16 protein-coding genes and 1 tRNA gene are annotated in these 14,222 nt (G+C 40.8%); 14 read left to right on the top strand and 3 right to left on the bottom strand.

The window, feature by feature from the left end:
• Window positions 1–2: 2 nt before the first annotated feature.
• Together CVS89_RS01435 and CVS89_RS01440 are read left to right on the top strand one after the other, a co-directional pair.
• Window positions 3–605, top strand: coding sequence for an ABC transporter substrate-binding protein (locus CVS89_RS01435; protein WP_107848074.1), 603 nt, complete (start codon window positions 3–5; stop codon window positions 603–605).
• Complete coding sequence (locus CVS89_RS01440; protein WP_107848075.1) at window positions 605–3,055, top strand: efflux RND transporter permease subunit; 2,451 nt, start codon at window positions 605–607, stop codon at window positions 3,053–3,055. The genes CVS89_RS01435 and CVS89_RS01440 overlap by 1 nt, the downstream gene beginning before the upstream one ends.
• Before the next feature lie 2 nt (window positions 3,056–3,057).
• Here CVS89_RS01440 and CVS89_RS01445 read toward each other — a convergent pair whose 3' ends face one another.
• On the bottom strand, window positions 3,058–3,633 hold the full coding sequence (locus CVS89_RS01445) for a BON domain-containing protein (RefSeq protein WP_103589888.1): 576 nt from the start codon (window positions 3,631–3,633) through the stop codon (window positions 3,058–3,060).
• Window positions 3,634–3,708: 75 nt separating this feature from the next.
• Here CVS89_RS01445 and CVS89_RS01450 point away from each other — a divergent pair.
• Window positions 3,709–3,806, top strand: a tRNA-Sec gene (locus CVS89_RS01450).
• Window positions 3,807–3,818: 12 nt separating this feature from the next.
• On the opposite strand, the gene CVS89_RS01455 is transcribed toward CVS89_RS01450, so the two are convergent.
• Both CVS89_RS01455 and modA read right to left on the bottom strand, forming a co-directional pair.
• On the bottom strand, window positions 3,819–4,478 hold the full coding sequence (locus tag CVS89_RS01455) for a molybdate ABC transporter permease subunit (protein ID WP_107848076.1): 660 nt from the start codon (window positions 4,476–4,478) through the stop codon (window positions 3,819–3,821).
• Between the two features lie 8 nt (window positions 4,479–4,486).
• Complete coding sequence (gene modA, locus CVS89_RS01460; RefSeq protein WP_107848077.1) at window positions 4,487–5,185, bottom strand: molybdate ABC transporter substrate-binding protein; 699 nt, start codon at window positions 5,183–5,185, stop codon at window positions 4,487–4,489.
• A gap of 127 nt (window positions 5,186–5,312) precedes the next feature.
• On the opposite strand from modA, the gene CVS89_RS01465 reads away from it, so the two are divergent.
• From CVS89_RS01465 to CVS89_RS01515, 11 genes are all read left to right on the top strand, one after another.
• Window positions 5,313–6,413, top strand: a complete 1,101-nt coding sequence (locus CVS89_RS01465) for a nicotinate phosphoribosyltransferase (protein WP_107848078.1) — start codon at window positions 5,313–5,315, stop codon at window positions 6,411–6,413.
• Window positions 6,410–6,907, top strand: a complete 498-nt coding sequence (locus tag CVS89_RS01470; RefSeq protein ID WP_107848079.1) for a chemotaxis protein — start codon at window positions 6,410–6,412, stop codon at window positions 6,905–6,907. Before CVS89_RS01465 ends, CVS89_RS01470 begins: the two co-directional genes overlap by 4 nt.
• A gap of 112 nt (window positions 6,908–7,019) precedes the next feature.
• Window positions 7,020–7,835: a menaquinone biosynthesis family protein gene (locus tag CVS89_RS01475; protein ID WP_233091267.1), complete on the top strand. Its 816-nt coding sequence runs from the start codon at window positions 7,020–7,022 to the stop codon at window positions 7,833–7,835.
• Complete coding sequence (gene fliQ / locus CVS89_RS01480; RefSeq protein WP_223154231.1) at window positions 7,832–8,101, top strand: flagellar biosynthesis protein FliQ; 270 nt, start codon at window positions 7,832–7,834, stop codon at window positions 8,099–8,101. Before CVS89_RS01475 ends, fliQ begins: the two co-directional genes overlap by 4 nt.
• Entirely contained in the window at window positions 8,098–8,895 is a 798-nt protein-coding gene (locus tag CVS89_RS01485; RefSeq protein ID WP_107848081.1) for a UDP-N-acetylmuramate dehydrogenase, read from the top strand. The genes fliQ and CVS89_RS01485 overlap by 4 nt, the downstream gene beginning before the upstream one ends.
• An 8-nt stretch (window positions 8,896–8,903) precedes the next feature.
• Window positions 8,904–9,392: an addiction module antitoxin gene (locus CVS89_RS01490; RefSeq protein ID WP_107848082.1), complete on the top strand. Its 489-nt coding sequence runs from the start codon at window positions 8,904–8,906 to the stop codon at window positions 9,390–9,392.
• A 62-nt stretch (window positions 9,393–9,454) separates the two neighbouring features.
• Complete coding sequence (gene recA / locus CVS89_RS01495) at window positions 9,455–10,552, top strand: recombinase RecA (RefSeq protein ID WP_021085361.1); 1,098 nt, start codon at window positions 9,455–9,457, stop codon at window positions 10,550–10,552.
• Window positions 10,552–11,802 (top strand): phosphopyruvate hydratase, encoded by a 1,251-nt coding sequence (eno, locus tag CVS89_RS01500; RefSeq protein WP_002940828.1) that lies wholly within the window; start codon window positions 10,552–10,554, stop codon window positions 11,800–11,802. The genes recA and eno overlap by 1 nt, the downstream gene beginning before the upstream one ends.
• 104 nt (window positions 11,803–11,906) lie before the next feature.
• Window positions 11,907–12,089 carry a hypothetical protein gene (locus CVS89_RS10185; protein ID WP_178140078.1) on the top strand — a complete coding sequence of 61 codons (183 nt, stop codon included), beginning with the start codon at window positions 11,907–11,909 and terminating at the stop codon, window positions 12,087–12,089.
• Between the two features lie 5 nt (window positions 12,090–12,094).
• Window positions 12,095–12,955: an AMIN domain-containing protein gene (locus CVS89_RS01510; RefSeq protein ID WP_107848083.1), complete on the top strand. Its 861-nt coding sequence runs from the start codon at window positions 12,095–12,097 to the stop codon at window positions 12,953–12,955.
• A 66-nt stretch (window positions 12,956–13,021) separates the two neighbouring features.
• On the top strand, window positions 13,022–14,083 hold the full coding sequence (locus CVS89_RS01515; RefSeq protein ID WP_107848084.1) for a tyrosine-type recombinase/integrase: 1,062 nt from the start codon (window positions 13,022–13,024) through the stop codon (window positions 14,081–14,083).
• Window positions 14,084–14,222 lie beyond the last annotated feature (139 nt).

The following is a 14,222-nucleotide window of genomic DNA, read 5'->3' on the forward strand; positions in this document are numbered from 1 at the left end:
GTATGAAAATTTTTAAAGCTTTTGCGGCAATTTTACTTTTAGCAACTAGCCTTTTTGCCCTCTCAAAAGAGCAGATAAAGCCTGAGATAGAGGCAAAGACAACAAAGGTGATTGAAATTTTAAAAAATACAAATTTAGATAACAATGCAAAGACAAAAGAGATTTTTGCTCTGCTTGATCCACTATTTGACTACAAACAAATGGCAAAGATCAGCCTTGGCAAACGCTACAACAGTCTAAGTGCTGACGAGCAAGCTAAATTTGACGCAGCATTTGAGCAAAAGCTAAAAAGCTCATATATCGACAAGCTCTTAGGCTACAAAGACCAACAGATCCACATCACTGGAGAGAGTGAGCCTCAAAAAAATAGATACTGGCTCACATCAGAGCTTCTAAATGACGGCAAAAACTATGAATTTGTCTATAAATTTTACGATGCAAAAGAGCGTGGCTGGCTCATTTACGACCTTGATATCGTTGGTGTGAGCATCATTCAAACTTATAGAAGTCAGTTTGGCGACGTGCTAAATAATGCTGATTTTAATACGCTTTTACAAAAACTAAACGAAGCGGTTTTGCCTGATCAAAACAAAACTAATCCTTAATGCGACAAATTTTTAAATTTATCATTGCCAAAAACAAGCTTGTTATCTCGCTTGTGCTAGTTCTAAGCGTAGTTTTTGGTTACCTTAGCACAAAGCTTAGCATCGACGCTTCAGCTGAGACTTTGCTGCTTGAACATGACCCAGATCTAAAAGCCTATAGGCAGATCGCAAAGCGCTACGACTCGCCTGGGCTTTTGGTGGTTGCTTTCACCCCAAAAGATGATCTTTTTTCACCTAAAAATTTAGAGCTTATTAAAAATTTGAGTGGCGAGCTAGCCAAAAACGATATGGTTAGCAGCGTCATCTCTATCTTAAACGTGCCACTTCTAAATAGCGTAAAAGGTGGCGTTACAGGCATCTTGGATCACACGCCAACGCTAAGTGATAAAGATATAAATATCTCAAAAGCAAAGCTTGAGTTTGCAAAAAGTCCTATTTATAGCGGAAATTTGATAAGCAAAGATCTAAAAACCACGGCGATCGCGCTAAATTTAAAGCAAGATGAGAAATTTAATGAGCTTGTAAATGAGCGAAATTTACTTAGCCAAAAAGAGTCAAACGGCACTATCACGCAGGCAGAAAAAGAGAAATTTAAAGCGCTTTTAGCGGAGTTTAAAGCCTACCGTGATGAGCTTAGAAAGAGCGATCACAAAAACCTTGAAGCCATAAAGACAGCCATCGCTAAATTTAACGCAAACGATGAGCTCTTTTTGGGCGGCGCAAACATGATCGCTGATGATATGATAGGCTTTATAAAGAGCGATCTTTTGGTTTATGGGCTAAGCGTTTTAGCGCTTCTTAGCTTTAGTTTGTGGCTATTTTTCAGGCAGATTAGATGGATCGTCTTGCCGATGTTTATCTGCGCGGTAAGTGCCATTTTTACGACTGGAATTTTTGGTATGTTTGGCTGGGAAGTGACGGTCATTAGCTCAAACTACATCGCACTTCAGCTAATTATCACCATCTCAACTGTCATCCACCTAGTCGTTAGCTACAGAGAATTTTACGCAAGACATCCAAAATACAGTCAAAATCAGCTCATCTATCTGACACTTCGTGACAAATTTTCTCCATCTTTTTGGGCGATATTTACAACAGTCATTGGCTTTAGCTCATTAATGAGTGCAGATATAAAGCCAGTTATCATGCTTGGCATTATGATGAGTGCTGGCATTAGCGTTTCACTTGTACTTGCATTTTTGCTATTTGGCTCGGTAAATGTAAATTTAAAGAAGCTTGCCCCTGTTAGGACATTTGAAAATAGCTTTAAATTTACAAAATACTGCGCAAATTTGGCGCTAAACTCAAGAAAGATCATCTACGCAGTTTGCGTGCTTGTTGTCTGCTTTGGCGTTTATGGCATCAGTAAGATAAAGGTTGAAAACAGCTTCATTGGCTACTTTAAAGAGAGTACGCAGATCCGCCAAGGCATGCAGATCATCGACACAAAGCTTGGTGGCACGATCCCAGTTGATGTGATAGTGAAATTTAAAGAGAGCGAGCCAAAACAAGAAAAAAGTGATGAAAAAGATGACTTTGAAAGTGAGTTTGAAAACGACGCAAAGAGCGCAAAATACTGGTTTAACAGCTACCACACAAGGATCGCAGAAAAGGTTCACGACTATCTAAAAGAGCAAAATTTTGTAGGCAACGTAAGCTCTCTTGCAACGCTTATAAAGGCGATAAAAGAGCTAAATAACGGCGTTAGTGATGATTTTTTGCTAGCTGCGATGTATGAAAAACTACCACTTGAGTATAAAAAGATCTTGTTAAGCCCTTATGTAAGCGTCGAAAACGACGAGCTTAGATTTAGCCTAAGGATCGTTGATAGCGATCCAAAGCTTAGACGAAATTTATTTCTCAAAGAGCTTAGAGAGGGGCTTTTAGAGCTTACTAAAAACGATAACGTAAGCATCGAAGTTGTCGGTATGATGGTGCTTTATAACAACATGCTTCAAAATTTACTTAGCTCGCAGGTTGATACATTTGGACTAACGGTTGCGATACTTTTTGTCATATTTTGCTTTGTTTTTAGAAGTATCAAGCTAGCAACCATCGCCATTGTTTCAAATTTGATCCCGCTTTGCACGCTCTTTGGCGTGATGGGATTTTTTGGCATACCGCTTGATGTGATGAGCATTACGATTGCTGCCATTAGTATAGGCATCGGCGTTGATGATATCATCCACTACATCCACCGCTTTAAAGAGGAGCTGCTTACAAAAGATGTTTTTGAGAGCATCAAGGCTGCACACGCTAGCATAGGATACGCGATGTATTACACCTCATTTACCATTTTTCTTGGTTTTAGCGTGATGATAACTAGCAACTTTATACCGACTATTTATTTTGGCTTGCTAACTGATCTTGTTATGGTATTTATGCTGCTTGGTGCACTCATCATCTTGCCAAGTTTGATAGCAAGTTTTGTGAAAAAGCGCGAGGTATAAATTTATTTGATAACTTTGATAAACGAATAGACATCAGCCACGCCGTCAATGTGCTTAGCGTACCAAATGGCGTGCTTTTCTTGTTCGATGCTATCTACCACACCGCTAAAAACAACGTCACAGCCAACGATGCTAACTCGCACATTTGTGCCCTCAACGACGCTATCTTTAAAGAGATTTTGCTTTAAATTTGCAAGTATGCTTAGGCTATCGCACGGATACTCGCTCTTTTTAACCCTAAGATAGGTGTAAATTTTTCGCACTCCGTCCGTGCTTTTGGCAAGCTCAACTAGCTTATCTCCTAACTCTTTGCTATCAACAAGCCCTATGAGATAGGCATCGCCGTAAAAGACCTCTATCTCGATGTCGATGTTGCTAAGTCCTTTTGAAAACAAAATTTTGCTTTGTAGCTTGCTTTGGATAAATTTATCACGAGAGATCGAGTAGATGCCGCGTTTATCGCGAGAAATGGAGTATGCGTCATATACATTTAGCGGCGCTGTTGCTGGGGTGAGGACTGAGGAGCAAGAGCTAAAAAATAAGACCAAAAATGCAAAAACGCTAAATTTAGAAATCATAAATCCTTTTGTAATTTCAAAAAGTTTATAGAAAATGGGCTAAAATTTATCTAAATCTGCTAAAATAACGCACACGGAGGATAAAGTAATCTGGTGATGCTCACGGGCTTCAAACCCGATGACTGGGCGGTTGACCGTCTGGTGGGGAGTTCGATTCTCTCATCCTCTCGCCACTTTTGCTTCTTTTAAATTCTCATTTTATCTAGCAAATTTATAATAAAAAATAAGACGAAACTAAGCACAACTAAAACAAGGCTTAAAGCGAGTGCCTGATCACTTCTGCCATCATAGACAGCGTTATAGATAGCAAGCGAGATGGTGTCTGTTTTGCCTATGATATTGCCACCTAAAATGAGCGTTATGCCAACCTCGCCAAGACCTCGTGAGAGCGCTAGGATAAAGGCTGCCGCTACGCTTTTTGCGATGCTTGGAAAAAGCACTAAAATAGCTGTTTGAAATTTATTTTTACCAAGGCTGTATGCCGCCTCGCTAAGGCTTTTTGAAAGTGAGCCTAGCGCTGAGGCTACGGGCTTTACAAAAAGTGGCAGCGAGGCTATGAAGGCTGCTATAACGAGGGCTTTAAAGCTAAAGACGATATCTAAATTTAATGCCTTACCGATGATGCCATTTTTGCCAAGTAGATAAAGCAGTAAAAATCCAGTCGCAATGGGTGGAAAGATGAGCGGAAAGGTGACTATCATCTCGGCAACTACTTTAAATTTAGAACTACTAAAGGCTAAAAAATAAGCAAGAGCCAGCCCAAAAATAGCAAGCAAAAGCCCTTGACACAAAACGACCTTTATACTTAAAAATAGCGGATCAAAAAGCCAAGCGAGCTCTTGCAAATTTCGCCCTATCTTATGCCAAATTTAGCGTAAATTTCTTTTGATCTTTCGCTTTTTATCTCGTTTATAAATTTTTCGCAATCAGCCTTTTTCTCACACCCTTCAAGCTTTGCAGCTACGATGTTTGCAGGGGCATAAAGCGCCTTATCTATCAAGATAAAACTACCAAATTCATCCTTGTGCGCGTTTAGCTCAGTTTGGTTGATAAAGCCAGTATCAACTTCGCCGTTTAATATATAGGTAACGACCTGTGGCACGCCTGCAACTGCTAAAATTTTATCCTTTAGCTCGCTATCTAAATTTGCTTTTTGCATAAATTCACTAGCTCTTTTGCCATAAACAGTCTTTGCCGCGTCTGGCATAGCGATTTTTGAAAGCGTTTTTAGCTCGTCAATTTTTTCTATTTTTACGCCCTTTTTGGTAGCTAGCACCAAGGCGCCAGAGCCTAAATTTACATATTCAGTGATCTTTAGATCAGACTTTTTCAAAAAGTCCTCATCGCCAACGATCACGTCAGTTTTGCCCTCTTTTGCCTGCGCCATGATCGCTTTGATGTTTGCAAAAGAGGTATCAATATTTACGCCATCTTTTTTGAGATTTTGCGCGACTGCTTCGACTATCTTTTTATATCCACCGCCCGCACTTACTAGCAAATTTTCATTGCCAAATGCAAAGACTGCGGCCATTAAAAGCAAAAATTTTTTCATATTTTTTCCTTTAAAAATAAAATTTCAAGATTTTATAAAATATACTCTTATATATTCTTAAAATATATTTTTACAATTTTACTCTTTTTCTAAAATGGTATAATCTCGCAAAAACAAAAGGACAGACATGAACGAACTTGAGCTAAAGATGCAAGGCAAGATAGAGAGGCTAACAGACAGGACTTTTAAGCTAGATCCTAGGATCGGTGAGGGCTACTTCACGGCGAAATACTTTCTAAAAGTAAATGAGATAATTAAGCAAAATCTGCCTGATCAGCACGTGACGATGCAGTTTTTTCAAAGGCGCGATGATATCGTGCTTTGTGGCATCGACGAGGTTTTAGCGATAATCAATAAATTTGCCAAAAATCCAAGCGAGCTTGAAATTTACGCACTTGATGATGGTGATATCATAAATGCAAACGAGCCAGTTTTAAAGATAAGCGGCAAGTATGAAAATTTCGGCTTTTTAGAAAACATCATCGACGCGACGCTTACTAGAAGAAGCTGCGTGGCGACAAACTCCAGAGACGTGATAAAAGCAGCAAATGGCAAGGACGTCTTTAGCATGGCTGATAGACAAGACGACATCTGCACGCAGCCAGGCGACGGATACGCATCATTTGTAGGTGGCATCAAAAAGGTCGCCACAGACGCTCAGGGCGAGCTTACAGGGCTAAAAGGTGGTGGCACCATGCCTCATGCACTCATTCAAATGTGCGGCGGAGACGTGGTGAAGGCTTGCCAAATTTACGCTAAAACCTTTGAAAACGAGCAGATCACGGCCTTGGTTGATTACAACAACGACGTGATAACAGACGCTTTAAAGGCTGCAAATGCCCTAAAAGAGAGGCTTGGCGCAGTTAGGGTGGATACTAGTAAAAATTTGATAGATAGGTATTTTGAAGGCAAAGATACGAGTAAAATTGACCCGCACGGCGTTTGCAAGGAGCTTATATTTGCCCTAAGAGAGGCACTTGATAAAGCTGGCTTTAAGCACGTCAAAATCGTCGTTAGCTCAGGCTTTAACCCACAAAAAATGAGTGAATTTGAGAAATTTAACACCCCAGTTGATATTTATGGCGTGGGAAGCTATCTTGTTAAAAATGACATTTGTGGCTTTACAGGCGATCTAGTCGAGCTAAACGGCAAAAGTGAGGCTAAATTTGGCAGAAAAAATTTCGCTTCAGATAGGCTAAAGAGAGTTAAATTTCAGGAGAGAAGATGAAATTTATAAAAATTTTAACGTTTCTGTCGCTTTTACTGACCGCTTGCACCGCCGCAAACTACGCTAACGCCTTTGAAAAAGTTGGCATCCTTGAGGACGGCGTTTATCGCTTTAGTCAAAATGGCATCGGAGTCAAAAAAGACCTGCTTGTAAAGGTGATCTCCGTGCAAAACTTAGAGAGCTCTCGCAAAAAGATCATCTCCATGCTAAATATCCCTAAAAAGTCTAAAATAAACGACTTTAAGACAAGCGATGCAGGCGTGATGGTATGGCCATTTTACGAGTTTGAGGGCAAATTTATAACGACAATAATCGTTAAAAGTATAAAAAAAGAAGATAGCGATCAAAAACTGATTAAGATGCTTGAACATAAGCATCCGTTTTACTCAACGCTCCAAGCTCGAAGAAAAGGGGCTAAAGACGCCATAGACGTGAAATACGTGCTAAATTTCAAAGAGGCAAAGCTGGTAAAATCGTTTCAAAACCGCCCTTAAAACTTTATTTTAAATAAATTTCATTAAAATGGCGTAATCAAAAAAAGGATCATCTTTGCACAATCTAAAAACCATAAACGTCGCTCACTCGCCGGATGCTGACGATATTTTCATGTATGCTGCGGTCAAATTTGGCTGGGTTAGCAGTAAAAATTTAGCCTTTACATCAAAGGCGCTTGATATAGAAACGCTAAACGAAGAGGCGCTAAAAGGCACTTACGAGGCAACGGCGATCAGCTTTGCGCTCTATCCAAAAATCTGCGATGAATTTGCACTTTTACGCTGTGCGGTAAGCTTTGGCAATGGATACGGCCCAAAGCTTATCAAGCTAAAAGATAAGCAGCTAAAGAGAAATTTCAAGGTCGCACTCTCTGGCAAAAACACGACAAACGCCCTGCTATTTCGCATAGCCTACCCAGAGGCAAGGATTGTTTATAAAAATTTTCTTGAGATCGAAAATGCCGTGCTTAGCGGCGAAGTCGATGCTGGCGTGCTCATACATGAAAGTATCTTAAATTTCTCAGACCAGCTCTGCGTAGAGCGCGAAATTTGGGACATCTGGAGCGAGCTAAACGGCGAAAATTTACCACTTCCACTTGGTGGCATGGCACTTAGACGAAGCCTACCGATAACTGATGCGATCGAGTGCGAGAGAGTGCTTAGCGAGGCTGTCAGGATCGCCACTTCGCACAAGCCATTTTTATCTCACATGCTAATGGAGCGAAACCTCATCAGAGTTGGCAAAGAGGAGCTTAAAGCGTATCTAAATTTATACGCAAATGACGAGTCAATAAGTATGAACGAAACGCAGTTAAAAGCGCTAAATAAGCTCTATCAAATAGGCTATGACAAAGGCTTTTTTGAAAAGCCAATCGACGTAAACGACTATCTAATCCCAACTGAATACAACGAAGTAAGGTTTAGCTGATGCAAAGTACGCTTGTCTCACTTGGAGTTGAAACCTTTAAAATCGCCCTTTATATCAGCCTTCCGATGCTGCTAAGCGGGCTAATAGCAGGTCTTATCATCTCCATTTTTCAAGCGACCACGCAGATAAACGAAACCACGCTAAGCTTCGTGCCAAAAATTTTGCTAGTCGTCGTTGTCATCATATTTTTAATGCCTTGGATGATCTCGATGATGGTTGAATTTACCACTCGCATGCTTGATTTTATACCGGAATTTATCCAGTGACGAGGCTTGTTGATTTTTCTAAATTTACCTCAGTTAGGATAGGCGGCGTGCATGAAATTTTCGAGGTTGATAGTCTTGAAGATCTAAGCTCACCTCACTTTTTAGGCGCTGTGATGATAGGTGGGGGCAACAACCTTCTTATCTCGCCAAATCCCCCAAAAATGGCGATGCTTGGCAAGAGCTTTGACTATATAAATTTAAAAATTTGTGATGAAAAAATTTGCCTTGAGATAGGTGCTGCGACAAAATCAGCCAAAATTTACAACTTCTGCAAACAAAACAACATAGCTCACCTTGAGTTTTTAAAAAATATCCCAGGCACGCTTGGCGGACTTATCAAAATGAACGCTGGGCTGCTTAAATTTAGCATAAGCGACAACCTCACGCATGTGCGTCTGGCTCGTGGCTGGGTGAGCAAAGATGAGATAAACTTTAGCTACCGCCACAGCGGCATAGATGAGGCCATTTTGGGGGCTAAATTTGAGCTTCATAGTGGCTTTGATGCGAGCATATCTGATGCTATAAGCGCAAAAAGAGCAAATCAACCAAAAGGCGCTAGCTTTGGCAGCTGCTTTGTAAATCCTGAAGGGCACTTTGCGGGGGCAATGCTTGAGGCAGTTGGACTAAAGGGATACGCTATCGGCGGAGCGAAATTTAGCGAAGAGCACGCAAATTTTTTGATAAATTTTAACCACGCAAGCTTTGAAGACGCCACTAGCCTTATAAATTTGGCTAGAGCTAGAGTTTTAGAGAAATTTGGCGTAGAGCTTAAGACTGAAGTTTGCATTTTATAAGGATGATGATGAGTGAGTTTTTAAGCGAAGTTTTTACCCTTTCACTTTTGTTTATAGCTATCGGATTTTACGCCATTTATAGGGCTAAAAAGGCACAAAGCGAGCATGAGAAAAATGTGGCTGATTATGATAAAAACTTGCTAAATTTTGCCAAAATTTTAGGTGTAAAAGATCACATCGACCTAGTTAAATTTGATGAAATTTTGGCTGAGGCCTTAAAAGAAAAATTAATTTTTAAATTTAATAAATCTACCTCGCAAGAGGAATTTATCTCTTTTATAAAAGATGAAAATTTCAAAATCAAACCCCAAATTTCACAAAACAGTATCGATGAAGCTTTTTTAAATCTTTGCGCAAGCTCGCTTATAGAGCCGCTTAAGCTTGCGATACTAAAAAACGAAGATCAAATTTATGGATTTTTGTTTGAAAAAGAGCAGCTTTTTGCTCTTATTGATAGCGCTGCACTGCTTGGCGAAAATATTATAATTTGCGAGTAAATCAAGTAAAATTCATCTCTTTTTAGATAAAATCAAGCCAAATTTCAACTATAAGGTAAAAAATGGCAAAAGAAAAAGATAGTGACAAAAAGATAGCTATCCCAGAGAGCGAAGCGGACAAGAAAAAGGCGCTTGAGCTTGCGCTAAAGCAGATCGATAAAGCTTTTGGCAAAGGCACGCTTTTAAGACTTGGCGACAAAGAGGTTGAGGCTATCGAGTCGATACCGACTGGCTCGCTAGGGCTTGATCTGGCTCTTGGCATAGGCGGCGTCCCAAAAGGCAGGATCATCGAGATCTACGGACCAGAGAGCTCTGGTAAGACTACGCTCACACTTCACATCATCGCTGAAGCGCAAAAAGCTGGCGGAATTTGTGCATTTGTCGATGCAGAGCACGCACTAGACGTAAAATACGCTTCAAATTTAGGCGTAAATACCGACAACCTCTATGTCTCTCAGCCAGACTTTGGCGAGCAGGCACTTGAGATCGTTGAGACACTTGCAAGAAGTGGTGCGGTCGATCTTATCGTAGTTGATAGCGTCGCTGCTCTTACTCCAAAGAGCGAGATAGACGGCGACATGGGCGATCAGCACGTGGGACTTCAAGCAAGGCTTATGAGTCAGGCGCTTAGAAAGCTAACTGGAATTTTAAGCAAGATGAAGACAACTGTTATCTTCATCAACCAAATTCGTATGAAGATCGGTATGATGGGATATGGCACGCCAGAGACCACAACTGGCGGTAATGCACTTAAATTTTACTCATCAGTAAGGATCGATGTAAGAAAGATAGCCACACTTAAACAAAACGACGAGCCTATCGGCAACCGCACAAAAGCAAAAGTCGTTAAAAACAAGGTCGCGCCTCCATTTAAAGTGGCTGAATTTGACATCATGTTTGGCGAGGGTGTGAGCAAAGAGGGCGAGATCATCGACTATGGCGTAAAGCTCGACATCATCGACAAATCAGGTGCGTGGTTTAGCTACAAGGCCGAAAAACTGGGTCAAGGTAGAGAAAATGCCAAAGCCTACCTAAAAGAGCACCCAGAAATTTCTGATGAGATAGTAGCGGCGATCAAAGGCTCAATGGGAATTGATCACCTAATAAGCAGCGGCGCAAAAGACGAAGACGACGACACAAACGAAGCAGGAGATGAATAATGGTATTTATTGAAGATGTAGAAGCTCACGAGGTTTTAGACAGCAGAGGCAACCCAACAGTTCGTGCGACAGTTAGACTAAGCGACGGAACCGAGGCAAGCGCGATCGTACCAAGTGGCGCAAGCACTGGCAAGCGTGAGGCGCTCGAGCTTCGTGATAAAGACGAGAGATATGCTGGCAAAGGCGTTTTAAAGGCTGTTTCAAATGTAAATGAAAAGATCGCAGAGGCAGTGATAGGACTTGATGCTTACAATCAAAAGGCAGTCGATGCGGAGATGCTTGAGCTTGATGGCACGCACAACTACTCAAATTTAGGCGCAAACGCTGTCCTTGGCGTATCTATGGCGGTAGCTCGCGCAGCTGCAAAGAGCCTAAATATCCCGCTTTATCGCTATCTTGGCGGTGCAAACGCTAGCATCTTGCCAGTGCCGATGTTTAACATCATAAATGGCGGCGCACACGCAAATAATAGCGTTGATTTTCAAGAATTTATGATCATGCCATTTGGCTTTAGCACATTTAGCGAGGCACTTAGAGCTGCGACTGAAATTTATCACAAGCTAAAATCTATCCTAAACGCAGCTGGTCACAGCACAGCTGTCGGCGATGAGGGTGGCTTTGCTCCAAATTTAAAAGACAACGAAGAGCCACTAAAGCTCATCTCACAAGCCGTAAAAGAGGCTGGATATGAGCTAGGCAGCCAGATAAAACTTGCCCTTGACGTCGCTTCAAGCGAGCTTTACAAAGACGGCAAATACGAGCTTGAGGGCAAGAAATTTAGCAGCGACGAGCTCATTAGCTACTATGAAAAACTTTGCGAAAAATATCCGATATTCTCTATCGAAGATGGCCTTAGCGAGGACGACTGGAGTGGCTGGGCTGAGCTTACAAAAAGGCTTGGCAGCAAGGTGCAGCTAGTTGGCGACGATCTTTTCGTTACAAATGAGAAAATTTTACGCGAAGGCATCGAGAAAAACATCGCAAACGCTATCTTAATCAAGCCAAATCAAATAGGCTCAGTCACGCAAACTATGCAAACTGTCCGCCTTGCTCAAAGAAACGGCTACCGCTGCATCATGAGCCACAGAAGCGGCGAGAGCGAAGATGCGTTTATCGCTGACTTCGCAGTCGCACTAAATACTGGCGAGATAAAAACAGGTGCCACCTCAAGAAGCGAGCGCAACGCAAAATACAACCGCTTGCTCGAGATCGAGCTTGAGGCGGGTGAGTTTTTAGGGGATAATATTTGAGCGAAATTTTAGATGAATATGGCAAAGAAGATGGCATATTTCATAAAATCGTAAAATTTGTTCGGCCGACATTACGCTACGTCATAGCCACCATTTGCGTGGCTATGTTTGCCTTTTACGTGGGCAACATGATGTTTGGCAAACGCTCACTTGATGTGATGCTAAGCCTTCAGAGCAAAAAAGAGAGGCTTAGCGAAGACGTGGAAATTTTGAAAAAAATGAATGCACGTCTGCAAAAAGATTATTTTGAATTGCAAGGCCTTGAGCCAGACTCCAACAAAAAGTAGGAACGATGAAGAAAATTTGGTTAGTTTTACCTTTATTAGTAGCGAGCTTATGCGCCAGAGAAAACCCTTTCATGCCTATTAGCGAGCTAAATACAAGCGTTATGACGACAAATGTCGTAGAAAAATATGACAGTTTCAACTCGCTCTCGTTTAAATTTCCAAGCGATGCGATGCTTTTGCTTGATGTCACCATAAGATACAGAGCAAATGACGGCAGCATAAAAGAGAAAAGACTAACTGATATAAATAAAACTATCGACTGGAACGATGAATTTGCCCTAAGCAAGATGAAAAATCCAGAACCAGTCGCAGCTAAAAAACTAGACGTTTCTGTCACGATGGCGGAGGTGCCAGCTCAAAAGGTGAGCACGCCGGTTATAATAGAAAAAAATGAGACTAAAATTTCAAACAAAGATAGAAATAAAACCTCAGATGTGCCAACTCCAAACGTCGTGGTGATCGACCTTGGCACAAAAAAAGTAAAAGAGACAGCTAAGCCTGAGCAAAAGGTAGTTGAAGTAAAGATCGAGCCAGCCTCAAAGCCTGTTCAAGAGATAAAAAGCAGCGAAAAAGAGATTAAATTCTTAGGATTTGTGAGCTTTTTAGCGCATGAAAAAGAGCTAAATATCATAACAAAAGCTAAAAATTTAAAGCACTTTGCCTATGAAAAAAACAAGATCGTACTTGACTTTGCAAAACCTCCAAGAAGCTTTAAAACTAGAAATTTAAAGCTTGAAAACGAGATATTTAAAAACGTCATAATCGGCTGGCACGATAAGTATTTCAGAGTGGTTTTAGAGCTTGATAAGATGCATAAATATAAGCTTGAAACCGCTGAAAATGGATACGTGCTTAAGCTTTTATAGTTTTTGAGCTTTTTCATAAAATTTCAAATATAATACTTTTCAAATAAATATTTAAAGGTCGTTATTTTGAAATTTCCACTTGACTGCAAAGATAGTTTTGAAAGCTCATTTATATTTTGGCTAACTCGCTATGTCAAATTTAAACTTAGCTCGCTTTCAAACAAGGAGCTAAGAGATCCAAAAGCGCTTGCAAGTGTAAATTTTGCCCTAAGCCGCGAGATAAAAAACATAGAGCAGCTTGATGGGCTGGTAAAAAGCGCTAGAAATGCAGGACTAACTGGCATAAATACCTACTTTAACCCGCTTAAAAAGATATATGAGACGATGAAATTTTATGAGCTTAGCAGTCTAAAGCAGATCGATGAAGAGTTGCTAAGTGAAATTTTAGCAAGTACTACTGGCGGACTAAGTGATGCGAGCAAGAAGAACTACAGAATTTCAGTGATAAATTTCTTTGCCTTTTTAGACAAGCAAAACGAAGAGGACGGCAAGGCTCATGTTTTTGATATAAATTTAAAAAACTGGGGCGGCGTTAGTGGCAACAAAGGGCAAAAGCTGCCTGAGTTTATGGGCGAAGAGGAGGTCAAGAAATTTCTTGATGCGATCGAGCAGAGCGACTTTAAGCAAAACTCAAACCGCAACAAGCTTATCATCAAGGTCATCATCTTTACTGGAATTCGTGTGAGCGAGGCGCTAAATTTAAAGAGAAAAGATATCACCGAAGATGGCGATCTTTTTATCATTAGAATTCGTGGCAAAGGCAACAAATACCGCATAGTAATGATAAAGCGCCACCTAATCGAAGCTCATCTAAACGCAATCGCCATAAACTACATCAACAAAGAGGGATACCTTTTTATAAACAAAAAAGGCACGAGGCTCACGCAGGCTTATGTTAGCCGCATAGTTGAACAAATTTTATTTAAAGCAGGCATCAGAAAAGAGAAAAACGGCGCTCACATGCTGCGCCACACCTTTGCAACGATGCTTTATAAAAAGCAAAAAGACCTTGTGTTAGTACAAGAAGCCCTTGGGCATGCTAGTCTAAATACCTCACGAATTTACACACACTTTGATAGTGACAAGCTAAAACTCGCTGCCAAAGTGGCTGAGGATCTAGCGAACTAAGGCACTCAAAGATAGAGCAAACTAGCAATACTAAATTTAACCCATGCAAATTTAAAACGCTGCTTGAAGGAGCAGCTAGCACACTTCAGATGATATTAAATTTAACCAATACAAAATTTAAAACATCAAATTTAACTAT

Origin of the sequence: Campylobacter concisus, from assembly GCF_003048615.2 — a bacterium.
Lineage (GTDB): Bacteria > Campylobacterota > Campylobacteria > Campylobacterales > Campylobacteraceae > Campylobacter_A > Campylobacter_A concisus_C.